Raw genomic sequence first — 26,137 nt, 5'->3', positions numbered from 1 at the left:
GTTCTCGATTAAGAGAGTTCGCAAGAATGGCGGTGAGGGAGGGATTCGAACCCTCGATACGGCTACAAACCGTATACTCCCTTAGCAGGGGAGCGCCTTCGGCCACTCGGCCACCTCACCGTCTTGCGGAGGCACATATTACGATTTACCAAAAATATGTCAAACATTTTATTGGTAAAATGACAGAAAAATCAGTCAACAGAACAACTTTCAACCAAACAGCTCAAAATTGTCAGTTCTATGTGTTTATTATCCCCTCAAAACAGAAAGACTAACCGTTAAGGTTAGCCTTTATAAAAAACTTAGTAGTTGCCTGTTGCAACGTTTCCATTTCCTTTTTCTGCCTGAATACGCATATAAATTTCTTCACGATGCACAGAAACTTCTTTTGGTGCATTTACACCGATACGTACTTGGTTACCTTTAACACCTAATACGGTCACAGTAACCTCATCCCCTATCATAAGGGTTTCGCCAACGCGGCGAGTCAAAATTAGCATTTGATAGCTCCTTGCTGTCACTCAAATTCATTTGAGATCCATTATTCAACAAAAATAACAACTTGGTAAAGAACTTATTACAATATAAGCTCTTTTTTGTCTTTAGCAACATAATGAGACAGCTCAATATAATGAGCGTGTATAAAATTAGCGGCTCGATCCAGATGTTCTGGTAATAGTAACAATTTCACTACCCTATCACACCTAAAACTATCAAGAACTTTGATATCATTCTCTAATAGTTGCGTTTGTACATTCTGATACAGCTTATCAAGCTCTGAACCCACCACTGTCAGCGTGCTAACTGGGGCAACGTCAATTATATCTTCTTGTAGCATCTGCAGTAATTTAGACACATCATTGCTGTCTACAGCGACTATAGAGCCTACATGCCAATGTAATGTGATTCCCAATAGTTGGCACTGCGCAGCAATAGCATCTGCTTTTAAAGGTGCTAAATCCACCCGATAAACGTCTCGTTGCAACGCCAATCCGCACACAGCAGCACTACTTGGCAAACGTGTCACTAACGTCCCCAGCAAAGGTGAGAACGACGATAGCACGCGAATATCTAAGTTATATCTATCCGCGAACTCTACACACGGAAGGTGCAATACCTTAGCGCCATGTTTAGCCATGGCTTGCATGTCGCTAAAATCAATACTATCGAGTTTAATAGCGGTATCGACCACTCTTGGGTCACAACTATAAACACCGTCTACGTCAGTGAAAATTTGGCATTCATCCGCGCCAAGCAGGCCTGCCAAAGTAACCGCACTGGTATCTGAGCCACCTCGTCCGAGAGTCGTCACATCACCGTTTTGATTCATGCCTTGAAAGCCAGCCACTATGACAATGTGATCATCGGCAAGTAAGGCGTTGAACTTATCATTATCAATAGACTTAATCGTTGCTTGATTGTGTCTATCGTCAGTAATAATCCCAGCCTGCCAACCCGTCAATGACGTAGCTTTGTAGCCTAACTTATGCAAAGTCATCGCTAATAAGGCAACCGTCACCTGCTCGCCTGCGGACAACAGTACATCAAGCTCTCTAGCATTCGGTACGCTATCCACTTCACTGGCTAAACTTTGCAAGCGATTCGTTTCACCAGACATAGCCGATACCACCACCACAACTTGTTTACCTTGTTGTTTGGTTTTAATGACTTGCTCGGCGACGACTTGGATTCGCTCAACTGAACCAACAGATGTTCCACCGAACTTCTGTACGATTAATCGGTTTTCCACTAACTTTCCACCTTCCTAAACAATATGTTGTTCGTTGTACATTTATACATATGCGTACATTGGACAATTAAAAACAATAAAACCAAGCACTTTAGATTTAAAATGCCTGGTTTCGATTTTGCGTTATTGAGCCTTAACGGCTCAATAATTAGCGACTGTAATTAAAGACGCTCTTCAAGCCAGCTATGCACTGATTTTAACGCATCTGGAAGTGCAGCAACATCGGTACCGCCCGCTTGAGCCATATCAGGACGACCGCCGCCTTTACCACCAACTTGTTGCGCGACCATATTCACCAACTCGCCCGCTTTCACTTTGCCAATCAGATCTTTGGTTACGCCAGCAATCAAGCTAACTTTGTTGTTATCGATGTTCGCGATAAGGATAATACCTGTGCCAACACGATTCTTAGCGTCATCCACCATGTTACGTAGGTTCTTATTGTCAGCACCTTCTAATGCAGCAATTAACACCTTAGTGCCATTGATTTCTTGAACCTTACCCATAATGTTGGCACTTTCAGCAACGGCCATTTTCTCTTTCAGTTGCTGAATTTCTTTATCAAGCTGTTTGGCTTTTGCTTGCATGTCTGACACTTTTTGAGCGTGGCTTAATTGCTCAGCTTCAATAGAATCCAGTGCAGCTTCACCCGTTACCGCTTCAATACGACGGATACCAGCAGCAATACCACCTTCTGAGATAATACGGAACAAACCAATGTCACCGGTATGCGCAGCGTGAATACCACCACACAATTCAACCGAGAAGTCACCCATTGAAAGAACGCGAACTTCATCATCGTACTTCTCGCCAAACAACGCCATAGCGCCTTTTTGTTTAGCTGATTCGATATCCGTGACTTCTGTCACTACATCGTTGTTTTTTCTGATTTGCTGGTTAACTAGACGCTCAACAGTGCGCAACTCATCCGCCGTCACAGCTTCAAGATGAGAGAAGTCAAAACGTAGACCTTCAGGCTTAACTAATGAGCCTTTTTGCGCAACGTGTGTGCCTAGCACTTGACGAAGTGCAGCATGCAATAAGTGCGTTGCAGAGTGGTTTAATGAAGTTGCTAAACGACGCTCAGCATCTACGATAGCTTCAACACTGTCGCCGGTACTCAATACGCCTTCGGCTAACACGCCGTGATGTGCAATGGCATTACCTAGCTTCTGAGTATCATCAACTTGGAAGCTGCCTAGTTCAGTTTTTAATAAACCGGTATCACCACATTGACCACCTGATTCTGCGTAGAACGGCGTTTCACTCAGGATGATAATGGCTTTATCACCTGCAGAAAGTGATTCAGACGCTTCACCTTCCACAAAAATTTCTGTCACTGTGCTGTGACCTTGTGTGGCGGTGTAGCCACTAAAGTCAGAGGTTGCTTCTGTTTTAATCGTGGCGTTGTAGTCAGTACCAAAATGGCCTGCTTCACGAGCACGCTGACGCTGCTCTTCCATCGCTTTTTCAAAACCGGCTTCATCGATATCGAAATCACGTTCACGTGCAACATCGTTGGTTAAGTCAGCTGGGAAGCCGTACGTGTCGTACAGTTTAAATACTGTCTCACCATCTAGCGTGGATTTGTTTTCAGACTTAAGCGCATCTAGTGCATCATTAAGAATATTCATGCCACGCTCTAGAGTGCGACCGAAGTTTTCTTCTTCAATGCGTAGAATTTTTTCAACAAGTGCTTGTTGTGCTTTAAGTTCAGTGCCTGCTTCGCCCATCACCTCAGCCAGTACGCCGACTAATTTATGGAAGAAGACATCTTTAGCCCCCACTTTGTTACCGTGACGCACTGCGCGACGGATAATGCGGCGTAGCACATAACCACGACCTTCATTTGAAGGCATAACGCCGTCAACGATAAGGTAAGAACATGAACGGATGTGGTCGGCAATTACGCGTAGAGATTGGTTTGATAGATCATCACACCCAACAACTTCAGCAGAGGCTTTGATTAGCGTTTGGAAAACGTCGATTTCGTAGTTTGAATGCACACCCTGCATGATTGCAGAGATACGCTCAATACCCATACCTGTATCTACAGATGGCTTTGGAAGCGGCTCCATAGTGCCGTCAGCATGACGGTTGAATTGCATGAATACGTTGTTCCAGATCTCGATGAAACGGTCGCCATCTTCTTCAGGAGTACCTGGACGGCCGCCCCAGATGTGTTCACCGTGATCGTAAAAAATTTCTGTACAAGGACCGCAAGGACCGGTATCACCCATTGCCCAGAAGTTATCTGATTCAAAAGGCTTACCGCCTTTCTTATCGCCAATGCGAACAATACGATCGGCAGGAATGCCCATCTCTTTGTTCCAAATATCAAAGGCTTCATCATCAGTTTCATAAACTGTAACTAATAGCTTTTCTTGTGGCAGTTTTAGAACTTCGGTCAAAAACTCCCAAGCATAGCCAATAGCATCATGCTTGAAGTAATCTCCAAAAGAGAAGTTACCTAGCATTTCAAAGAAAGTATGGTGACGAGCAGTAAAACCAACGTTTTCTAAATCATTATGCTTACCACCAGCACGTACACAACGTTGTGCCGTAGTTGCACGAGTATAATTACGTTTCTCGGCTCCTAAGAAACAGTCTTTAAACTGGTTCATACCTGCGTTAGTAAACAGCAAAGTAGGATCGTTGTGAGGTACAAGAGAAGAACTCTCTACTATCTGGTGCCCTTTACTCTCAAAGAACTTTAAAAAGGCACTACGAATCTCGGCGGTACTCATGTACATGTGGCTATTCCTGAAGTGTTCAAGTTAGATTTTTGCCACATTGTAAAACAAGCAAGAGAGAACGACTAGTTTTCTGTCTTAATTGACCACAAATGCCGATTATTTTGTAAAAATTACGCTAATTCCTTTAAATCTGGCTATTAGATTAAGGGTTATTTTCGATTAATTAGTAGAAAGGGATGTCGATGAGAGTGCGTATTGGATCTGTTCAAGGCTAAAGCCTAAAAATTGCAGTGTGCGTACTTGTCGGGCATATTCTTGGCTATCAACAGTCAATGCATCATGCAAATGCTTCTCCACTGACAACTTAGCCAACTCAAACCAATCTTGAGGCTCCTCTCGAAGTGCTTGGTTAATGACATCGCCGCCAACCCGCTTCGCTTGTAATTCTTGGCGAATACGATGTTCACCATGGCCTTTACTTGCTTGTAGCCTGACCTGATCTTTTGCGTAGCGCAAATCGTCCAAATAGTGATGTTCATGACAAAAAACAATGGCGTCATCAATATCATTTAAGCCAAAGCCTTTATTGAGCAATTTTTGTTGCAACTCATAACGCCCATGATCACGAAGACTCAAAAAGCGTAATGCTTCTTTTTTAGCAGCATTGTTGGGGGATCGAGAATACATACACACCTCGGAAAATTCAGTGCGAAAGAGAAAATGGATAAATTGAAAATAAGGAGGTAATTACTGAGCCTTAACAATAAGACTCAGTAATTAGGAGCATAATTGGGGAAGAGATTATTCGGCTTCGGTCGCTTCAGTGACTTCTTCAGCAGTCGCAACTGTTAGAAGCATTTCACGAAGTTTGGCGTCAATAGCCGTTGCCGCTTCAGGGTTTTCACGTAGGAATTTACCCGCGTTTGCTTTACCTTGACCAATCTTATCGCCATTGTAGCTATACCAAGCACCGGCTTTCTCAATAAGCTTATTCTTAACGCCTAAGTCGATAAGCTCACCTTCACGGTTAAAGCCTTGGCCGTACATAATCTGAGTTTCAGCTTGCTTAAATGGTGCCGCAATTTTGTTTTTAACCACTTTAATGCGAGTTTCGTTACCGACAATCTCATCGCCATCTTTGATTGCGCCAGTACGACGAATATCCAAACGAACAGAAGCGTAAAACTTAAGTGCATTACCACCGGTAGTGGTTTCTGGGTTACCGAACATTACACCAATTTTCATACGAATTTGGTTAATGAAGATACACATACAGTTAGACTGTTTTAGGTTACCGGTTAGCTTACGCATTGCTTGAGAAAGCATACGTGCTTGCAGACCCATGTGGCTATCACCCATTTCACCTTCAATTTCAGCTTTTGGTGTTAGTGCAGCAACAGAATCGACAACCAATACGTCAATAGCACCAGAACGTGCTAGAGCGTCACAAATTTCTAGCGCTTGCTCACCAGTATCTGGTTGAGAAACTAATAGAGAATCGATATTTACGCCCAGCTTTTGTGCGTAGATAGGGTCAAGTGCGTGCTCGGCATCGATGAATGCACAAGTTTTGCCTTCACGTTGCGCCGCGGCTATAAGCTCAAGAGTTAGAGTTGTTTTACCTGAAGATTCTGGACCGTAAACTTCTACGATACGTCCCATAGGTAGGCCACCAGCACCCAGTGCGATATCTAATGCAAGTGAGCCTGTAGAGATAGTTTCCACGTCCATGGTGCGGTTATCACCAAGGCGCATGATAGAGCCTTTACCGAATTGCTTTTCAATTTGACCAAGTGCAGCCGCGAGCGCTTTTTGTTTGTTATCGTCCATTTTATGCTCCATGGAATAGGGTCTTTCAGTTTGATGAATCAATTATTACTGTTAATTCATACAGTGTCTAGATGAAAACGTGTTTTTTTTAGCATTTAAGTGTAATTAGTTACTTTCTATATGTTTTTCAATAATTTGCAGAGCATGACAAACAGACTGATTTCTTACTTGCGTGCGATCACCTGTAAATAAACAGCGTTGTACCTGTATAAGTTCGCTTCCTACTGCCAAGCCAAAACATACGGTGCCAACGGGCTTATCTTGTGTACCACCACCGGGGCCGGCAATACCTGTGATGGAGACCGCAATATGAGCACGAGAGTATTGCACAGCGCCGAGAGCCATTTCTGCGGCTACCTCGGTGCTTACTGCTCCAAATTGCTCAAGGGAGCTCTCTTTTACGGCTAGCATCTCAACTTTGGCTTCATTGCTGTAGGTCACAAAAGCTCGGTCAAACCATTGTGAACTGCCCGCTATCTCAGTAACGGCTTGCGCCACACCGCCGCCGGTGCAAGATTCTGCTGTTGCCATTATATAACCTTGCTTTTTGAGTAATTCCCCTACTCTAAGGCTCAATTTATTCAATGTTGTGTCAGACATTTGCTTAATTCACTTTACCACTCATTTAAGATTCATTTATCCTAAGCCCCTAGAGAATTAATGGAAAGCAACAGAACCTATTATGTCGGTAAAATCTAAGCCAAAACACACTCCAATGATGCAGCAGTATCATAAGCTTAAAGCAGAGAATCCTGAGATCTTGCTTTTTTACCGCATGGGTGATTTCTATGAATTATTTTATGACGATGCAAAACGCGCCTCACAGCTGTTAGATATCTCTTTAACCAAACGCGGCGCGTCTGCTGGCGAACCGATTCCTATGGCTGGCGTCCCTTTTCATGCCGTTGAAGGCTATCTCGCCAAACTGGTGCAATTGGGTGAGTCCGTCGCCATATGTGAGCAAATTGGCGACCCTGCTACCTCAAAAGGGCCGGTTGAGCGAAAAGTAGTACGCATTATCACCCCCGGCACGGTCACCGATGAGGCCTTGTTAAGTGAGCGCGTAGATAACCTCATTGCCGCCATTTATCAGCACAACGGTAAATTTGGTTACGCCACTTTAGATATTACTTCAGGGCGCTTCTTATTGAGCGAGCCTGAAACAGAAGAAGCTATGCTTGCCGAGTTGCAACGCACTAGCCCAAAAGAGCTGTTATTCCCCGAAGAGTTTGTTGCTGTACATATCATGGAAGGTCGTCATGGCAATCGCCGTAGACCAGAGTGGGAATTTGAACTGCAAACGGCCAAACAGCAGTTAAACATTCAATTTGGCACCAAAGATCTCATTGGTTTTGGCGTTGAAAAATCCGAAGTAGCGCTGTGTGCAGCAGGCTGTTTAATCCAGTATGTTAAAGACACTCAGCGCACCGCTTTGCCACATATACGCTCTATTACTATCGAGAGACAAGACAACTCAGTTATTTTAGATGCCGCAACTCGTCGTAACTTGGAAATTACCACCAATTTAGCCGGTGGCATGGATAACACTCTGGCAGAGGTTCTTGATCATACGGCAACGGCAATGGGTAGCCGCATGTTTAAACGTTGGTTACATCAGCCGACTCGTGAGTTGACCGTATTAAACAACCGCTTAGATTCCATTACAGAGCTAAAAGAGCAGGCGTTGTATCCAGATCTAAATCAGATCCTAAAACAAATCGGTGATATTGAACGTATTGTCGCAAGACTTGCGTTGCGCTCCGCTAGACCAAGAGATCTGGCTCGCCTTCGCTCAGCCTTGCAAACACTTCCTGAATTAGAAGTGGCCTTGCAAACTCTGCAAAACTCACACTTGCAAACTCTCGCCACAGACTCAAAGCCAATCGAAAGCTTGTGTGAACTGTTAGAGCGCGCCATTAAAGAAAATCCGCCAGTGGTCATTCGTGATGGTGGCGTATTAGCGGAAGGTTATAACGAAGAGTTAGATCAATGGCGCGATCTCGCCAATGGCGCAACCGAATACCTAGAAAAGCTAGAAGCAGATGAGCGTGAAAGACACGGCATTGATACGTTAAAAGTCGGCTACAACGCTGTACACGGCTTCTATATTCAAGTCAGCCGAGGACAGAGCCATTTAGTTCCGCCGCACTACATTCGTCGCCAAACTTTAAAAAATGCCGAGCGGTATATTATCCCTGAGCTAAAGGAGCACGAAGACAAAGTCCTTAACTCAAAATCCAAAGCATTGGCCATTGAGAAAGGTTTATGGGAAGAGCTATTTGATCTGATATTGCCACATTTAAGCCAACTGCAATTACTGTCGGCCGCACTATCAGAAATGGATGTATTGCAAAACTTAGCAGAGCGAGCCGATACCTTAGAGTATTGCCGCCCAAGCATTCACAACAATATTGGGATTGCTATTACCAATGGTAGACACCCTGTTGTGGAGCAAGTGTTAGAAGACCCATTTATTGCCAACCCAGTCGACCTACACCCACAGCGTAAAATGCTGATTATTACTGGCCCTAACATGGGGGGTAAATCGACTTATATGCGTCAAACCGCGTTAATTGCATTACTGGCACATATTGGCGCTTACGTTCCGGCACAATCGGCAGACATTGGGCTTCTTGACCGCATCTTTACCCGTATTGGTGCTTCTGATGATCTTGCCTCTGGTCGTTCTACCTTTATGGTTGAGATGACAGAAACCGCCAATATTTTACACAACGCCACCAATCGCAGTTTGGTTCTGATGGATGAAATTGGGCGCGGTACAAGTACCTATGATGGTTTGTCTTTAGCTTGGGCAAGTGCGGAGTGGCTGGCTAATCAAATTAGCGCACTAACCTTATTTGCTACGCACTACTTTGAGCTTACTGAATTGCCGGCTCAATTGCAGGGATTGGCAAACGTACACCTTGATGCGGTTGAACACGGTGACGATATTGCCTTTATGCACGCTGTCCAAGAAGGTGCCGCCAGTAAGTCTTATGGCTTGGCTGTTGCAGGGCTTGCCGGTGTACCTAAAGCGGTAATCAAAAATGCACGACAAAAGTTAAGCCTACTGGAACAGCTCAGCGCTCAACCACAAAGCAATGTCGCATCGACGGTCGAGGTTGCCAACCAACTCAGTTTGATCCCAGAACCTAGTGATGTGGAGTTGGCATTAGGCAATATTGATCCTGATGATCTGACGAACACGCTCACGAGTCAGGCTAATTTCACGCCCCACTTCTTCTAAAGTAGATGGTTCGTAACCCAATAAGCCAAAACGACGTGCGAGCACTTCTTTTTGTTTCGGGTTCAGCTCATCTAGCCAATCAATGAGAGAGTGTTTGATGTCGTCATCTTGGGTAGAGACTTCTGGATCTGAATTGTTGATATCCGGAATGATATCGAGCAATGCTTTATCACCATCACCGCCAATTGGCGTATCCATTGAACTCACACGTTCATTCAAACGCAGCATTTTGCTGACATCGTCTACCGGCTTATCCAGTTTTTGCGCGATTTCTTCAGCAGTCGGTTCATGGTCGAGCTTTTGCGAAAGCTCACGAGCAGTACGCAGGTAAATATTAAGCTCTTTAACTACGTGAATAGGTAGGCGAATAGTACGAGTTTGGTTCATCAACGCACGTTCGATAGTTTGACGAATCCACCATGTAGCATAAGTCGAGAAACGGAAGCCACGCTCAGGATCAAACTTCTCTACTGCACGGATAAGACCAAGATTACCCTCTTCGATAAGATCAAGTAGAGCCAAACCACGGTTGCTGTAACGGCGGGAAATTTTCACAACTAAACGTAGGTTACTTTCGATCATACGTTTGCGAGCGGCTTCATCACCGCGCAAAGAGCGTCGTGCATAGAGCACTTCTTCTTCGGCTGTGAGAAGAGGCGAGAAACCAATCTCACCAAGATACAGTTGGGTTGCATCTAAATTCTTTGCTGAAACGTCAAACTCTTCCTTGGCAGGGGTTTGTTCAACCGCTTCGACGATGCCAGCTCCTAGCTCGTCATTAGCTTTATCTTCAACTAAGTCATCCACTTTTGCTGCTGTGTTATCCATACTCATATTGCCTCCAATGGCTCAACAAACGTGCATTTTCAAATGCTATCTGTCAGGGTAAATATCTCTCCGGGTTAACGGATTTTCCTTGATACCTAATTTCAAAGTGCAACTTGACGCCATTGGTACCTGAACTGCCCATAGTGGCAATTTTTTGCCCTGCAGTAACTTGCTGTCCCTCATGGACTAGCAACTTATCGTTGTGAGCATAAGCACTAAGATAGTTGTCGTTGTGTTTCACGATAATCAGGTTTCCATAACCACGTAACGCATTACCCGAATACACAACACTACCTTTGGCAGTTGATATAACAGCTTGTCCACGCTGACCGGCAATATCAATCCCTTTGTTTCCTGTTTCGCCAGAGGAGAACTTGTTAATTACTCGCCCTTTCGTTGGCCATTTCCAAGACGCAATTTTTTGGTTTGATGATGCGGTTGATGTTACAGCACTGTTAACACCTTGTTTAGAGCTAACATACTCCTTTGTTGAATGCTTATCAACCTTTGCATGTGCACTTTTTTGCATTGTGCTAGAGGTCTTATGAGTGTGACTGGTAGGAGCGCTAGCCACCGCAATGGATTTACTTGAAGTATAAGCTGGAGTTTCTGGATACCACAGGCGGATCCTCTGTCCAATCCGCAGAGTATAGGGGGCTTTTAGATTATTAAACCGAATCAGACCGTTAACATTCCGATCAGTCACATAGGCAATATAATACAGCGTATCGCCTTTTTTTACCGTGTAATAACTACCACGATAACTACCTCGATCAGCTTGTTTATAACCACGATGATTACTTGTTTGTCCACTAGGCGCACAACCTACTAGTGAAACAATCATTAAAGCAGCAATGACTAAGCGTAATAATCTTTCCATAAACCTAAGCCAGTTCTCCCTGAACTAAAGGTACAAACCTAACGTTTTCAATAATTTCAGAGCGAATACCCGACTCTTGTTTGACAATTTTCAGCAATTGCTGATCCGTTTCACCAATAGGAATAATCAAGCGACCACCAATGGCTAACTGATCCACTAATGCTTGTGGCAATTCAGCGGCGGCGGCAGTCACTATAATGGCGTCAAAGGGAGCATGAGCACTCCAACCTTTCCAACCATCACCATATTTTGATGACACGTTATAAATATCAAGCTTAGCTAATCTGCGCTTAGCATCCCATTGCAGAGTTTTGATTCTTTCAATGGTATGCACTCGCTCAACTAACTGTGCTAACACTGCTGTTTGATAACCTGAACCTGTTCCCACTTCTAAGACCTTAGAGTGGTATTCAAGTTCAAGCAACTCTGTCATTTTTGCGACAATATAAGGCTGAGAGATGGTCTGCCCATTACCAATCGGTAAAGCATTATTGTCATAAGCCTGATGACGCATAGCCTCAGACAAAAAAAACTCGCGCGGTAAACTTGCGATAGCCTTTAAGATTGTCACGTCCTGAATACCTAACAATTGCAGGTGTTCAGAAAGCCGTTGTGCTTGATAATGTCCCATTCTATCCTTTTAGCCAACTGTCCATACTAAGCAGTGATTCATGCGCCGTCAGATCAACTTGCAAAGGCGTAATGGAAACATGCTTGTGCTCGATAGCATAAAAATCGGTTCCCATACCCGCATCTTGCTCTTTCCCTGGAGGCCCTAACCAATACACTTGCTTGCCTCTAGGATCGAGCTGTTTGATCATAGTTTCAGCATGATGTCTTGCGCCCAGTCGCGTCACTTCCGTTTCTGTAATCGCATCCCATGCCACATCGGGCACATTCACATTCAATAAACGATTGGTCGGAATCGGTTTGCTGAGATGTTGCTCTACTAACTGACGTGCAATCTTAGCTGCCGTCTTAAAGTGTGTGCTACCTACTAGTGATATTGCAATGGATTGAACACCTAAAAAGTGCCCTTCCATAGCAGCGGCCACCGTACCTGAATACAACACATCATCTCCCAGATTCGCACCGTGGTTGATGCCACTTAATACAAGATCTGGGTAGTCATCTTTCATCAATTCATTTAACGCAAAATGCACGCAATCTGTTGGGGTACCCTGCACAGAAAATACATTTGGCTCTATCTTATCCACTCGTAGCGGGTTTTCGAGAGTCAATGAATTAGACGCACCACTACGGTTTCTATCGGGCGCGACAATCACGATATCGGCAATCTGTTTTAGCTCTTCGGCAAGTACTCGAAGACCTTCAGCATGCACGCCATCGTCATTACTTAATAAAATTTTCATGCAATCCCTTAGTCAAACGAACGTTCAAACGGGATCTCTTCAACGACCTCTCGCATAATAGAAGTAGCAAAACAGCCAGAGTCTAACCAGAACTTAATCACTACTTGGTCGCCTTCACTAGACCAAGTTAATTGCTCAGGGATCAGTTTGATGATTCGGCGATCATGACGCATGCGATTGCCTCGGATCAAGGCCATCAAATCAGGTTCGGCATCTACTGCAACTTGTTCTATCTCTAGCGCTTTATTTGCCGTTGGTAAGGCATTATCACCCGCTAAAGCGGCCGTTATTGCGCCAAGGCTTGGCGCATTGGCAAGTGTCGCTTCATCCAGCAACACAGTGCCCGTAGAAGAGAGCAATACATCGCCGAGAATAGCGCTATCAAAGCACTGCTGCTCTATGCGTGCCGACACGATTTGGTTGAAAATCCATGAGCGAGCTGTAGAAAGGTACAAGCTGCGTTTGTTTTGATTACGAGTACGTACGTTATCACGGCCCCAACGACGAGCTTCATCAAGGTTATTGCCGTTATTACCAAAACGTTGCGCGCCAAAATAGTTTGGCACACCTTGCTCAGAAATGGCTTGTAGACGTGCTTCTACCGCTTCAACATCAGTCACTTCACTTAGAGTAAGCTCAAATGAGTTACCTTTTAGATCGCCTGGACGCAATTTTTTATTGTGTCTGGTGGTCTGTAAAATTTCGATGCTTGGGTGCATTTGGGTAAACAAAGCAAAGTTAAGATCATCACTTTTAGGAAGATGTACACTTAACCACTGCTCAGTAACAGCGTGGCGATCTTTCAATCCAGCCCAGCTTACATCTTTTGATTTTACGCCACAGAATTTGGCCAGTTCGTTCGCCACAAAGCTAGTGTTCTCACCGGTTTTGCGTACTCGTAGCATTAAGTGTTCACCACTGCCTGCCAACTCAAAACCGAGATCTTCTTTAACCACAAAGTGCTCAGCTTTTGCTTTTAATTTTGCTTTTGCTTGTGGCTTACCGTGTAAATAAGCCAAGTTTGATAATATGTCACTCATAAGATGGAGTGCGCCTCTAATTATTAGGGTGTTGGATCAGAACCACAGCTTCTACTGCAATTCCTTCTTTGCGTCCGGTGAAGCCCAAACGCTCTGTTGTGGTGGCTTTCACATTCACATTGCCGATCTCTGTTTGTAGATCTTCGGCAATGGCATTGCGCATAGCTTGAATATGAGGTGCCATTTTAGGGGCTTGCGCCATAATGGTCACATCTAGGTTGCCCAGCACATAGCCTTGCTCTTTCACTAGACGATACACTTCTTTTAACAGTTCACGGCTGTTCGCACCCTTCCATTTATCATCAGTATCAGGGAAGTGGTAACCAATATCGCCTGCGGCGATAGCCCCTAACAGCGCATCACTGACCGCATGTAAGACAACATCACCATCAGAGTGAGCCAAAAGCCCTTGTTCATACGGAACTGAAATCCCACCAATAATGATTGGGCCTTCACCGCCAAATTTATGTACGTCAAAACCATGTCCAATTCGGATCATAATTACTCCTGGGTTGTCGTCGCAGTTAAATAAAACTCAGCCAAAGCTAAATCTTCAGGTTGGGTCACTTTAAGGTTGTCCGAACGTCCCTCTACCAACAACGGAGATCGCCCTATAAGCTCCATACAAGACGCTTCATCTGTGACAGGATGATGATTGTGCAAAGCGGATTGTAAAGCGCTATGTAGCTCAGGCGTACGGAACATTTGTGGTGTTAATGCATGCCATAGATGCGCACGTTCGACGGTAGAATCGATTTCATTGTTGCTCGATGAGCGCTTCATGGTATCGCGCACTCGAGCGGCCAAAATAGCGCCAACGCCATGTTGCGTGCCTTGCTCGATTAATGAGGTGATATTGTCCAAGCACACATTCGGTCTGGCAGCGTCATGCACTAACACCCAATCTTGATAACCTTGCTCGATAAGATGATTGAGCGCACTTAATACTGAGTCACTGCGTTCTTTGCCACCCGCAACGCGGGTAACTAAAGGATGACACGCCAGAGAGGTATCAGAAAAGTATCCATCGTTTTCACTAATTGCTACTACCACCTCTGATATTTGAGGATGTGATAACAACTTCTCTATTGTGTGTTCTAGGATAGTTTTCCCATGCAGCATGAGATACTGTTTCGGCTTATTCGCCTGCATCCGACTACCGACTCCGGCAGCAGGAACAATAGCAATATATTTATTCAAGTTGAAAACCGCTTGTAAAGTTAGTCGGTATCGATGATTCGATAAAAGGTTTCACCTTTTTTAACCATGCCAAGTTCATGACGCGCTCGTTCTTCAATAGCATCAAGGCCTTGTTTAAGGTCGTCAATTTCAACAAACATTTCATCATTGCGCTTGCGTAATTCAGAGTTTACAGAGCTTTGTATCGCTACCTCATCTTTTACTTGGCGATAATCATTCACACCATTCTTACCAATCCACAGCGTAGCCTGCATCAGTAATAGTAAGCAAAATAACAATATAGAAAATAAACGCACGACAAAATCCTTACTTAATCGCCAAGGGTTCAAATCAATTATGCTTATCCAGATACGTTATTATCCGCCTTAAATGGGCAAACATGCTCTACAGCGTATTTGGATTGGCATTATCCTCAGCCAATTAATATTTATAACATATTCAGCTAATAGACGACACGCATCTGGGTTAATGACGAGAAAAATACGCCAATGATGCGAAAAATACAAAAAAAAACACCCCGCTAACGCGAGGTGTTTAAAAGTATATGCATATAATTCAACATTGTTATTGCAGCAATCTGATGACTCAGTTACCGCAATAAGTCAGTTAATTATTGGCCTTTAACTTCTTTAAGACCGTTGAAAGGAGCACGTTCACCTAGTGCTTCTTCGATACGGATAAGTTGGTTGTACTTAGCAACACGGTCAGAACGGCTCATAGAACCAGTTTTGATTTGGCCTGCAGCAGTACCTACCGCTAGATCAGCGATAGTTGCATCTTCAGTTTCGCCAGAACGGTGAGAGATAACTGCTGTGAAACCAGCATCTTTAGCCATCTTGATTGCAGCTAGAGTCTCTGTAAGTGAACCGATTTGGTTGAACTTGATTAGGATTGAGTTAGTGATACCTTCTTTGATACCGCGCTCAAGGATCTTAGTGTTTGTAACGAATAGATCGTCACCTACTAGTTGAAGTTTGTCACCTAGTAGTTCTGTTTGGTGCTTGAAGCCAGCCCAATCAGACTCGTCAAGACCGTCTTCGATAGAAACGATTGGGTATTGGTTAGCAAGGTCTTGTAGGTAGAAGTTAAATTCTTCAGAAGTGAAGATTTTGCCTTCGCCTTTCATGTTGTACTTGCCAGTTTCTTTGTCGAAGAACTCAGAAGCAGCACAGTCCATAGCAAGAGTAACGTCTTTACCTAGCACGTAACCAGCAGCTTCTACAGCTTCTTTGATTGCAGCTAGAGCAGCAGCGTTAGACTCAAGGTTTGGAGCGAAACCACCTTCATCACCAACTGCAGTGTTAAGGCCTTTAGACTTAAGTACTTTAGCTAGGTTGTGGAATACTTCAGCACCGATGCGTAGTGCTTCTTTAAGAGTTTTAGCGCCAACAGGTTGAATCATGAACTCTTGGATATCAACGTTGTTATCAGCGTGCTCGCCACCGTTGATGATGTTCATCATTGGTAGAGGCATAGAGAATACGCCAGGAGTGCCGTTTAGTTCAGCGATGTGCTCGAACAAAGGCATGCCTTTTGCAGCTGCAGCTGCTTTAGCGTTCGCTAGAGATACTGCTAGGATAGCGTTTGCACCGAACTTAGATTTGTTTTCAGTACCATCTAGGTCGATCATTACTTGGTCGATAGCAGCTTGGTCTTTTGCGTCTTTGCCGATTAGAGCATTAGCAATGTCGCCGTTTACAGCAGAAAGAGCTTTAAGTACGCCTTTACCTAGGAAACGAGACTTGTCGCCGTCACGTAACTCAAGAGCTTCACGAGAACCAGTAGATGCGCCAGATGGAGCAGCAGCCATACCTACGAAACCGCCTTCAAGGTGAACTTCAGCTTCTACTGTTGGGTTACCACGTGAGTCGATAATTTCACGACCTAGAACTTTAACGATCTTAGACATTAAATGTTTCCTCTTATAATCAAAAAAATGTCAATTTTTAAGGGGTGCTATAAAAATCCGCTCAACACCCCTTGCATCCTTTCTTACTTCTCGAATTCACCGCGATGGTATTGACCAGCTGCTTTAACGAAACCTGCAAACAATGGGTGACCATCGCGAGGAGTCGATGTGAATTCTGGGTGGAATTGTGCCGCTACGAACCAAGGGTGCGCAGGGTTTTCTACTACTTCCACCAGTTTTTTGTCTGCTGATAGACCTGATACTTTAAGACCAGCTTTCTCAATCAACGGACGTAAATTGTTGTTCACTTCGTAACGGTGACGATGACGCTCATGAATTTCAGCGCTACCGTATAACTCGTATGCTTTAGTCCCTTTTTCTAGGTGACATAGCTGTGAACCAAGACGCATTGTACCACCAAGGTCAGAAGTTGCATTACGCTCTTCAACTTTACCTTCGCTATCAACCCATTCAGTAATCAAGCCTACCACAGGATTTTTAGTGTCTTTGTTAAATTCTGTTGAATGTGCATCTGCAAGGTTAGCAACATTTCGTGCAAACTCAATCAGTGCCACTTGCATACCTAAACAAATACCAAGGTATGGAATTTCGTTTTCACGTGCATATTGTGCCGCGCGAATCTTACCTTCAACACCACGATCGCCGAAACCACCAGGAACAAGAATAGCATCAAGACCAGCCAGTACTTCAGTACCTTTGCTTTCAACGTCTTGCGAATCTACATACTTAATGTGGACGTTAAGACGGTTTTTCAACCCTGCATGTTTTAATGCTTCGTTAACTGACTTATAAGCGTCTGGTAATTCGATGTATTTACCAACCATACCAATGGTCACTTCGCCCGTTGGGTTAGCTTCTTCATAGATTACTTGTTCCCATTCAGACAAATCAGCTTCTGGAGCTTCGATACCAAAACGAGTACAAACAAGCTCATCTAGACCTTGAGATTTGATCAGTTGTGGGATCTTGTAGATTGAATCTACATCTTTCATTGAGATAACCGCTTTTTCTTGTACGTTACAGAATAAAGCAATTTTCTTACGCTCGTTTGCAGGAACCATGCGGTCACTACGGCAAACAAGAATGTCTGGTTGAATACCAATTGATAGCAACTCTTTAACTGAGTGTTGAGTTGGCTTGGTTTTCACTTCACCCGCAGCAGCTAGGTAAGGAACTAGAGTCAAGTGCATGAACATCGCACGTTCACGGCCCAATTCAACAGCAAGCTGACGAATTGCTTCCATAAACGGTAGAGATTCAATATCACCGACTGTGCCACCCACTTCAACGATAGCCACGTCGTGGCCTTTAGAACCAACGATTACGCGGTCTTTGATCGCATTAGTAATGTGAGGAATAACCTGAATAGTCGCACCTAGGTAATCACCGCGACGTTCAGCTGCTAGTACGTCTGAGTAAACACGACCTGCAGTAAAGTTGTTGCGCTTAGTCATCTTGGTACGAATGAATCTTTCGTAGTGACCAAGGTCAAGGTCAGTTTCAGCGCCATCTTCCGTGACAAACACTTCACCATGCTGAGTCGGGCTCATAGTACCCGGATCAACGTTGATGTAAGGGTCAAGCTTCATCATGGTCACTTTAAGACCACGAGCTTCTAAAATAGCAGCCAATGATGCTGCTGCAATACCTTTACCGAGTGAGGAAACAACCCCGCCAGTAACAAAAATGTAATTTGTCGTCATGTTTAACCTGAAATTGGTTGAATGAGGGAAATGGATATCTTCTAGACGGGATGTAAATATACCAGAAGCCCTTTATCGCCACAACGTGAAACTTATCACAAGCCTTTTTTTAATTTTTTGCTTCAAATCAAATCAGCCTGTTTCGGCGATTTTACTTCCGTTCATCTAGCTTCACTAAGTCCCACAGCGAATCTAAATATTCTAGATCACACTCGTCCAATAATTTACCTTGTTCGCGCACTTTTTGCTCTACGGCTTTAAAGCGACGTTCAAACTTATTATTGGCTTTAGCCAGCGCAACTTCGGGGTTACAATTCAAGTGTCTGACAAGGTTGACGGTGGCAAATAACAGATCGCCCAACTCATCTTCCACTTTATGTTGCTCAACCGTGACTTGCAGAGCTTCATCTAAAACTTCTTGTACTTCTTCATGCACTTTATCCACTACCGGCCCAAGACTATCCCAATCAAAACCATGTTTAGCACATCGTTTTTGGATTTTATTGGCGCGACTTAATGCCGGCAAAGACTTTGGTACAGAGTCTAGAATACTTTTTTCAACATTGCCTAACTGGGCTTTTTCTTTCGCTTTTTCCGCTTCCCAGTTGTCATTTATTTCTTGTTCGTTAGCAAATTTAGCATCTGAAAAGACATGCGGGTGACGGCGCACTAATTTTTCATTGAGTACATCAACCACATCGCCGAAATCAAACAAATCTTGCTCTTTGGCCATTTGCGAATAGAAGATTACTTGAAACAGTAAATCGCCTAACTCTTCCTTTAGATTATTCCAGTCTTTGTTGTGAATAGCATCCACGACTTCGTAAGTTTCTTCGATGGTGTGCGGCACTATGCTATCGAAATCTTGCTTAATATCCCATGGACAGCCCTGCTTTGGGTCTCGTAGCGTAGCCATGATAGTAAGCAGTTGTTGAATGGAGTTTGCCGAAGTGTTTGCTGTTTCAGATGACATGGGAGTTCCAATTTATTGATAAAAAAGCCCCTAATAAGGGGCTTAGTAAATTTACGATTTGATACAAATAAGTTAGCCAAGACGCTTAACGGATATCACATCTTTGATTTGCTCGATGCGTGATTGCACGCGAGAGCTGATTTCAATATTACTGACTTGAATATCCAAATCCATGATGGCTAATTGACGTTTGTAATCAGTACGAGAACGCATGCTGGCGACCTTGAGCTTCTCATTGGTAATAAGCGTAGTAATGTCCTTTAACAGACCCGTACGCTCAAGCGCTTCCACTCGCAAGGTCAGTATAAACGAGCCCACAAAACCACTTCCCCACACCGTATCGATAATACGCTCTGCGGCATGCAATCTAAGCTCGTTTAATTGTTCACAATCACTGCGGTGCACTGAAATGCCGCGACCTTGGGTAATATAACCACTGATGCGATCACCTGGAATCGGCTGACAACAGCGCGCTAAGTGAGTCATCAAGTTATCCACCCCTTCTACCACTACTGCGTCTTTGTGAGGCTTGCTCGCAACGGGCATAGTGGAGTCTGGGCTTTTTAACTTAGCCAGTGCTTGTTTGTCTTCTTCTTCCGCGGTCGGTTTATTGACCACGGCATTGATGTGATTGATGACTTGGTTGATACGCAAATCACCACTACCAATACCCGCATAAAGCTCATCGACTGAATTAACGTTAAAGCGCTTCAGCGTAGATGGATCCGCATCTTTTAAATTTGCGCCAATTTTAGACAGCTCATGCTCAAGGATCTCTTTGCCTGCAACAACGTTTTTCTCACGGCCTAGTTTTCTAAACCATGCGTTGATTTTGGCGCGTGCACGACCTGAATGCACAAAGCCCAATGAAGGGTTTAACCAATCACGAGAAGGGTTGGGTTCTTTTTGCGTGATGATCTCGACCTGATCACCCATTTCTAGCTTATGGGTAAACGGCACAATGCGACCACCAACTTTGGTACCGATACAGCGGTGCCCAACTTCGGAGTGAATGTGGTAAGCAAAATCTAGTGGCGTTGCTCCCATAGGCAAATCGACCACATCACCACGCGGGGTAAAGGCATACACGCGATCGTCAAAGACTTGCGAGCGCAGTTCATCCAACATTTCGCCAGAATCGGACATCTCTTCTTGCCAATCCAGTAGCTTACGTAGCCAAGTGATTTTCTCATCATAGCCACTGCGCCCGCCGGATGCGCCTTCTTTATACTTCCAGTGCGCCGCCACGCCAAGCTCAGACTCTTCATGCATCTGCTTGGTACGAATTTGCACCTCAATGGTCTTGCCTTCCGGACCAAGAACCACGGTATGAATAGATTGATAACCATTCGGCTTAGGGTTTGCTACGTAATCATCAAACTCACTTGGCAGGTGTTTATATTTGGTATGAACAATCCCTAATGAGCCGTAGCAATCTTGTAATTCATCGGCAATGATGCGCACAGCACGAACATCAAACAGCTCATCAAAAGCGAGCTTTTTCTTCTGCATTTTGCGCCAAATACTAAAGATATGCTTAGGACGACCGCTGACTTCTGCCTTGATATTGATCTGCTTCATCTCATCTTTTAATGAAGCGACAAACTCGTCAATATAGTGTTCGCGATCTATGCGACGCTCGGCCAGTTGCTTGGCAATTTTCTTGTATGTGGTTGGGTTTTGATAGCGGAAAGCATAATCTTCTATTTCCCACTTAAGCTGACCTATGCCAAGGCGGTTAGCTAAAGGCGCATAGATATTGGCGCACTCTTTAGCGACTGCTTGGCGCACCTCATCGGGTGCATTTTTGACTTCACGTAGATTACAGATACGCTCAGCCAACTTGATGACCACACAGCGGAAGTCATCAACCATAGCTAAGAGCATACGTCTGACGTTATCAACTTGAGAAGAAGCGCTGCTGTTTTCTAAAGATGCGTTAAGTTGACCGATAGCGGCCATCTCTTCCACACCTTCGATAAGCTTGATAATTTCTTGTCCGTAGCGCTCTTTAAGCTCTTCGGTATCAAACAATCCACTAGAGACTACAGGGAACAATTGAGCGGCCAACAAGGTGGCTCTATCCATTGATAAGGTGATCAGGATTTCTATCATCTCTCGTCCACGCCACAGCAGTAATTCCTTTTGCTCGTGGGTGGCCAACATCTCTTCACAATCTATGTAGAGCTTGCGCAGTTTATTCTCTGTCTTTTGCCCCTGCTGTAGGCTCTCGATCCAAGAATCGAGTTTAAATTCTTCATCCTTTTTTATGTGCGCACTGCGAACCGCAACCATACCTCTTCCCTAAATTACTCTGCGTTTACTCTTACTATCATTGATACCACAGTATACCCTTTGCAGGATTCTGCTGTTTAGCAAAACCCAGAAATTTGCGCTATTTCTCAAATAACACCATAGATTCAAGGTGCCCGGTATGTGGAAACATATCTAACACCTTCATTTTCACTATTTTGTAGCCTTGTTTTAGCAAAGATTCACTGTCACGAGCTAAGGTGGCAGGGTTACAAGAGACATACACAATTTGCGTGGCGCCAAACTGCGACAGTTGTTCAACCACACCAGCTGCGCCTGCTCTTGCCGGATCAAGCAAGATTTTATCAAAGCTTTCTTTAGCCCAAACTTCTGTGCCTGTTAGCTCAGCAAGATTGGCTTGATAAAAGTGTGCATTGTGAATACCCAATGATTGAGCATTATTGTTAGCGCGAGAAACCATCTCATCGACCCCTTCAATGCCGACCACAGCAGATGCCTTTTTGCTTAGTGCAAAAGTAAAGTTACCAATCCCACTAAAGAGGTCTAACACTCGATCACTGTCTTGCACATCTAACCATTCAATGGCTTGTGCGACCATTTGTTGATTGACTGAGCGATTGACTTGAATAAAGTCAGTTGGCAAGAAATCTAACGCAACACCGGACTCTTCACATATTGGCGATTCGCCACACAGTTGTTCTGGCTGACTGTGTCCTTGATGCAAATATAAGGTCAGCTGTTTTTGCTCGGCAAATTGCACGAGCAACTGACGGTCTTTCGCTCGCAACTCAGCGCTAGTACGCAGCAAAAGTACACTGCCGTTATCGGCTTGCACCAACTCTAAATGCCCCAGTATTTTAGGCTGTGAGATTTTTTCTAACACTGGCTTAATCAAAGGCATAATTTCAGCCAGAGGCTGTGCAATCACAGGACAAGTGTCTAGCGACACAATGTTATTGCTTTGACCTTCCCTAAACCCAAACTGCAATCTATTCTTTTTGATATCCCATAACAGGCTGATGCGAGCTCGACGACGATAATGGGTGTCCGGCGCAATAATAGGCGCTTCTAAAGTGTGCTCTGGCGCAACTTTCGACATCATTTTGCTAAAGGCTTGCTGTTTTACCGTCAGTTGTTGGGCATAGGGCATATGCTGTAGAGAGCAACCGCCACATTGAGAAAACTTAGGGCAAAAAGGTTCGATTCGTTCATCGCTGCTTTTTAACAGTTTAATCATCTTAGCGCGGATGAATTTTGATTTTGTTTCTATGGGTTGGCACACCACTTGTTCGCCGACCATAGTTCCGGGAATGAATACAGGCTTTCCTTGGCTATACGCCATACCAGCACCTTGATTGTCATATTTTTCAATCGTTAGACTTAGGTGTTTTTGAGTGCGATTGGTGTTTTTTTGCGGTTTATAAAAGTTAGCCATAAAGGTGCCTAGTAATTTTAACGGTCATACATCAAGCTTTTCGCTACATTTTTAGCCTGACTCTGTTCTTAGGAAGCAATTTTAATTTCAATGATTTAGACTTAGGTCCAAGTTTACAAAATTTGAAAGCCTTTCACGGCTTATTTTTTCACATCCGACGCATTAATAAAACATGACCAGATATGGACTTCGTGCCCGCGTAATAACACTCACTCTTGCACCGACGCTGATTGTCGGTATGTTACTGAGCCTGTTTTTCACCTCTAATCGATATAACGACCTAGAGGCACAGCTCATTACTGCGGGTACTAATATTGTAGAACCATTGGCCATTGCCAGTGAATTTGCCATGTTGCAGCAAAATCGCGAAGCGGTGCGACAATTAATAAGCTACAGCCATAGAAAACGTTCCGATGTAGTGCGAAGTATCGCAGTATTCGATGCGCATCACGAACTATTTGTGACTTCAAATTTTCATCCTAACTTTCAAAGTTTGATGTTTAAGAAGTCCGAACCTATTCCACTGCACAGCACGGTGGAACTTATTGATACCCGCTTAATTATCCGAACCCCGATTATTGCAGAAGCGCAATTTGTTGCCCCGCAAGCGGATGCCAAACAAAGTGACCAGATTCTCGGTTATATCGCTATTGAGCTCGATCTCTCCAGTTTGCGCTTGCAACAGTATCAAGAAATTGTAGTGGCATTAGTGGTGATGTTTTTGGGGGTCGGGCTTTCCGCCTTCTTTGCTTATCGGTTAATGCAAGATATTACCGCACCGATCACCCACCTGAAAAACAGTGTTGACCGCATCCGGCGCGGACAATTGGATGTGCGTATTGAAGGTAAGATGCACGGTGAGCTCAACTCGCTAAAAAATGGTATCAACTCAATGGCAATGTCGTTGTCGGAATACCATATAGAAATGCAGCACAGTATCGATCAGGCAACCTCTGATCTTCGAGAGACCTTAGAACAGTTAGAAATTCAGAACGTTGAATTAGATATTGCGAAAAAACGGGCTCAAGAAGCAGCAAGAGTCAAATCTGAATTCCTTGCCAATATGTCACACGAGCTTAGAACGCCACTAAATGGGGTGATTGGCTTTACCCGCCAAATGCTCAAAACCAATCTTTCTCATAGCCAGACCGATTATTTACAAACCATTGAACGTTCGGCAAATAATCTTTTAAGTATCATCAATGATATTTTGGACTTCTCTAAACTCGAAGCCAGTAAGTTATTACTGGAAAACATTCCGTTTGATTTCCAAGAATCACTGGAAGAAGTGGTCAACCTGCAAGCGCCAAGTGCCCATGAAAAAGGCTTGGAATTAACCCTTAAAGTTGATCCTAAGATCCCGGCAGGCGTTGTTGGTGACTCACTGCGTATTCAGCAAGTACTGACTAACTTAGTAGGTAATGCGATCAAGTTTACAGAGCGTGGCAACATTGATGTCAGCATTGAATTACGCACCCAAAAAGAAGAGCAAGTTGAAATTCAGTTTATGGTTAAAGATACCGGTATTGGTATCTCTGAGCGTCAGCAAGCTCAGCTATTCCAAGCCTTTAGCCAAGCCGATGCCAGCATCTCTAGACGCTACGGCGGTACAGGTTTAGGGCTAGTGATTACCCAAAAACTGGTGCGTCAAATGGGCGGAGAAATCAGTTTAACCAGTCGTCTACACCAAGGCTCAACCTTCTGGTTTACCATTCGACTCAATGCTACTGACTTACCTATGGAGCAGACGGACCTTTCTTCTATCCGAGGTAAAGAAGTACTGCTTATTGAACAGAATTTACAAGCGGCGAATGTGTTGCAGCAAATGCTGACTCAAGAAAACATTGCTACGCAATATCGCTCAGCCTTACCAGAAACCATCACCCCTCACGATTACATGATCTATAACGTTCCAGTCAACGAGATCATCAGTGAAACAGAGCTTATCGACTTTATCAGCCAAGCTAAAGCAGTCTGTCCTAACGTCATTATTGGTCTGCCAAGTAACCAACTTGCGCTGTCTGAAACCTTGATCGAACAACATGCGGTGTCGTGTATTATCAAGCCTCTAACTCGCACTAAGATCATACAAGCTATGCTGAGAAATCAAGATGATGACTTATCTGTGTATGATAAACCTGAGCCTATCTTGTTAGATAAATTGCCATTAAAAGTCATGGCCGTTGATGATAACCCAGCTAACCTAAAACTCATTTGTGCCCTGCTCAATGAACATGTTGAGTCTGTTGTCACCTGCTCCGATGGACAGTCTGCGGTTAATGAGGCCACTCATCATCAATTTGATTTGATTCTAATGGATATCCAAATGCCGGGCATTGACGGTGTGGCGGCCTGCCAAGCGATTAAGAAAACCGCCAGCAATAAAGATACGCCAATTATTGCCGTAACAGCTCACGCAATGAGTGGCGAGCGAGACCGATTACTTAAAGCAGGCATGGATGATTACCTCACCAAGCCGATTGAGGAACCGGTACTTTTAAAACTGCTTAATCACTGGGGTGGACACTCCATAGAAGTGCCAGAGCCTATGATTCCGCCTCTGATTGCATCTAAGCCTTCCAGTAGTGACGTCATTATCGATTGGCGTGCTGCGTTAGCTCAGTCAGCCGGAAAAGAAGAGTTAGCCAAAGAGATGCTACAAATGCTGGTTGACTATATTCCAGAGGTCAATCAGGTTGTCGAGCAAGCCATTGATGAGCAGTTGTCATCAAAAGATGAGCTTATTCATCACATTCATAAGTTGCATGGCAGTTGCAGTTATTGTGGCGTGCCTAAACTGAAAAAAGCCTGTGCTCAATTAGAGCAAATGCTGCGTTCAGGAGACTCGATGGATGATGTGGAGCCAGAGCTTTTAGAGCTGCAAGATGAAATGGAAAAGGTACAAACTACCGCAAATTTGTACCTTTAGAATGAATACCAAGCACACTAAGTAAGTGTTCAGAACTAGCACAAAAAAA

The 26,137-nt window shown here is 44.1% G+C and carries 20 protein-coding genes, 1 tRNA gene and 1 pseudogene; 2 read left to right on the top strand and 20 right to left on the bottom strand.

The genetic code is table 11. The annotated features are described in order from the left end of the window. Positions 1-27: 27 nt before the first annotated feature. The 7 genes from VHA01S_RS14055 to pncC form a co-directional block, all read right to left on the bottom strand. Positions 28-120: transfer RNA gene (locus VHA01S_RS14055), tRNA-Ser, on the bottom strand. A gap of 182 nt (positions 121-302) precedes the next feature. Beyond that, positions 303-500: a carbon storage regulator CsrA gene (csrA, locus tag VHA01S_RS14050; protein ID WP_021712262.1), complete on the bottom strand. Its 198-nt coding sequence runs from the start codon at positions 498-500 to the stop codon at positions 303-305. A 77-nt stretch (positions 501-577) separates the two neighbouring features. Beyond that, the gene (locus VHA01S_RS14045) at positions 578-1,750 is read right to left on the bottom strand and encodes an aspartate kinase (RefSeq protein WP_023405022.1); all 1,173 of its coding nucleotides are present in this window, start codon (positions 1,748-1,750) and stop codon (positions 578-580) included. A 161-nt stretch (positions 1,751-1,911) separates the two neighbouring features. Beyond that, the gene (gene alaS / locus VHA01S_RS14040; RefSeq protein ID WP_023405021.1) at positions 1,912-4,503 is read right to left on the bottom strand and encodes an alanine--tRNA ligase; all 2,592 of its coding nucleotides are present in this window, start codon (positions 4,501-4,503) and stop codon (positions 1,912-1,914) included. Positions 4,504-4,665: 162 nt separating this feature from the next. Further along, entirely contained in the window at positions 4,666-5,133 is a 468-nt protein-coding gene (locus VHA01S_RS14035) for a regulatory protein RecX (protein ID WP_023405020.1), read from the bottom strand. A gap of 114 nt (positions 5,134-5,247) precedes the next feature. After that, positions 5,248-6,276, bottom strand: coding sequence for a recombinase RecA (gene recA, locus VHA01S_RS14030; protein ID WP_023405019.1), 1,029 nt, complete (start codon positions 6,274-6,276; stop codon positions 5,248-5,250). A 105-nt stretch (positions 6,277-6,381) separates the two neighbouring features. After that, positions 6,382-6,876 (bottom strand): nicotinamide-nucleotide amidase, encoded by a 495-nt coding sequence (gene pncC / locus VHA01S_RS14025; protein ID WP_023405018.1) that lies wholly within the window; start codon positions 6,874-6,876, stop codon positions 6,382-6,384. An 82-nt stretch (positions 6,877-6,958) separates the two neighbouring features. Between pncC and mutS the strand changes: the two genes are divergently transcribed. Beyond that, a complete protein-coding gene (mutS, locus tag VHA01S_RS14020) occupies positions 6,959-9,523 on the top strand; it encodes a DNA mismatch repair protein MutS (RefSeq protein ID WP_023405017.1) in 2,565 nt (854 codons plus the stop codon). Here the strand turns inward: mutS and rpoS are convergent. From rpoS to rlmD, 13 genes and pseudogenes are all read right to left on the bottom strand, one after another. Then, positions 9,470-10,357: pseudogene (rpoS, locus tag VHA01S_RS14015) on the bottom strand (RNA polymerase sigma factor RpoS); the annotation flags it as partial. The gene mutS and the pseudogene rpoS overlap by 54 nt on opposite strands. Positions 10,358-10,403: 46 nt before the next feature. After that, positions 10,404-11,231, bottom strand: a complete 828-nt coding sequence (locus VHA01S_RS14010; protein WP_023405015.1) for a peptidoglycan DD-metalloendopeptidase family protein — start codon at positions 11,229-11,231, stop codon at positions 10,404-10,406. 4 nt (positions 11,232-11,235) lie between these two features. Beyond that, positions 11,236-11,862 (bottom strand): protein-L-isoaspartate(D-aspartate) O-methyltransferase, encoded by a 627-nt coding sequence (locus VHA01S_RS14005; protein ID WP_023405014.1) that lies wholly within the window; start codon positions 11,860-11,862, stop codon positions 11,236-11,238. 1 nt (position 11,863) lies between these two features. Next, on the bottom strand, positions 11,864-12,604 hold the full coding sequence (gene surE, locus VHA01S_RS14000) for a 5'/3'-nucleotidase SurE (protein ID WP_023405013.1): 741 nt from the start codon (positions 12,602-12,604) through the stop codon (positions 11,864-11,866). A gap of 8 nt (positions 12,605-12,612) precedes the next feature. Then, the gene (gene truD, locus VHA01S_RS13995; protein ID WP_023405012.1) at positions 12,613-13,644 is read right to left on the bottom strand and encodes a tRNA pseudouridine(13) synthase TruD; all 1,032 of its coding nucleotides are present in this window, start codon (positions 13,642-13,644) and stop codon (positions 12,613-12,615) included. Positions 13,645-13,660: 16 nt separating this feature from the next. Further along, the gene (gene ispF / locus VHA01S_RS13990) at positions 13,661-14,143 is read right to left on the bottom strand and encodes a 2-C-methyl-D-erythritol 2,4-cyclodiphosphate synthase (protein ID WP_021712274.1); all 483 of its coding nucleotides are present in this window, start codon (positions 14,141-14,143) and stop codon (positions 13,661-13,663) included. 2 nt (positions 14,144-14,145) lie between these two features. Beyond that, the gene (gene ispD / locus VHA01S_RS13985; RefSeq protein WP_021712275.1) at positions 14,146-14,844 is read right to left on the bottom strand and encodes a 2-C-methyl-D-erythritol 4-phosphate cytidylyltransferase; all 699 of its coding nucleotides are present in this window, start codon (positions 14,842-14,844) and stop codon (positions 14,146-14,148) included. A 20-nt stretch (positions 14,845-14,864) separates the two neighbouring features. After that, positions 14,865-15,140 (bottom strand): cell division protein FtsB, encoded by a 276-nt coding sequence (gene ftsB, locus VHA01S_RS13980; RefSeq protein WP_021712276.1) that lies wholly within the window; start codon positions 15,138-15,140, stop codon positions 14,865-14,867. 314 nt (positions 15,141-15,454) lie between these two features. Next, on the bottom strand, positions 15,455-16,753 hold the full coding sequence (gene eno, locus VHA01S_RS13975) for a phosphopyruvate hydratase (RefSeq protein ID WP_021712277.1): 1,299 nt from the start codon (positions 16,751-16,753) through the stop codon (positions 15,455-15,457). Positions 16,754-16,836: 83 nt separating this feature from the next. Beyond that, complete coding sequence (pyrG, locus tag VHA01S_RS13970; protein WP_023405011.1) at positions 16,837-18,477, bottom strand: CTP synthase; 1,641 nt, start codon at positions 18,475-18,477, stop codon at positions 16,837-16,839. Between the two features lie 151 nt (positions 18,478-18,628). Then, a complete protein-coding gene (gene mazG, locus VHA01S_RS13965) occupies positions 18,629-19,450 on the bottom strand; it encodes a nucleoside triphosphate pyrophosphohydrolase (RefSeq protein ID WP_023405010.1) in 822 nt (273 codons plus the stop codon). Positions 19,451-19,522: 72 nt separating this feature from the next. Next, the gene (gene relA / locus VHA01S_RS13960; RefSeq protein ID WP_023405009.1) at positions 19,523-21,745 is read right to left on the bottom strand and encodes a GTP diphosphokinase; all 2,223 of its coding nucleotides are present in this window, start codon (positions 21,743-21,745) and stop codon (positions 19,523-19,525) included. A 100-nt stretch (positions 21,746-21,845) separates the two neighbouring features. Continuing rightward, entirely contained in the window at positions 21,846-23,159 is a 1,314-nt protein-coding gene (gene rlmD / locus VHA01S_RS13955) for a 23S rRNA (uracil(1939)-C(5))-methyltransferase RlmD (RefSeq protein ID WP_023405008.1), read from the bottom strand. Between the two features lie 172 nt (positions 23,160-23,331). On the opposite strand from rlmD, the gene barA reads away from it, so the two are divergent. Then, positions 23,332-26,088: a two-component sensor histidine kinase BarA gene (barA, locus tag VHA01S_RS13950; RefSeq protein ID WP_023405007.1), complete on the top strand. Its 2,757-nt coding sequence runs from the start codon at positions 23,332-23,334 to the stop codon at positions 26,086-26,088. Positions 26,089-26,137: the final 49 nt, after the last annotated feature.

The organism is Vibrio halioticoli NBRC 102217 (assembly GCF_000496695.1).
Lineage (GTDB): Bacteria > Pseudomonadota > Gammaproteobacteria > Enterobacterales > Vibrionaceae > Vibrio > Vibrio halioticoli.
Note: the sequence above shows the minus strand (reverse complement) of the source record. Positions and strands in the feature narration are given on the sequence as shown.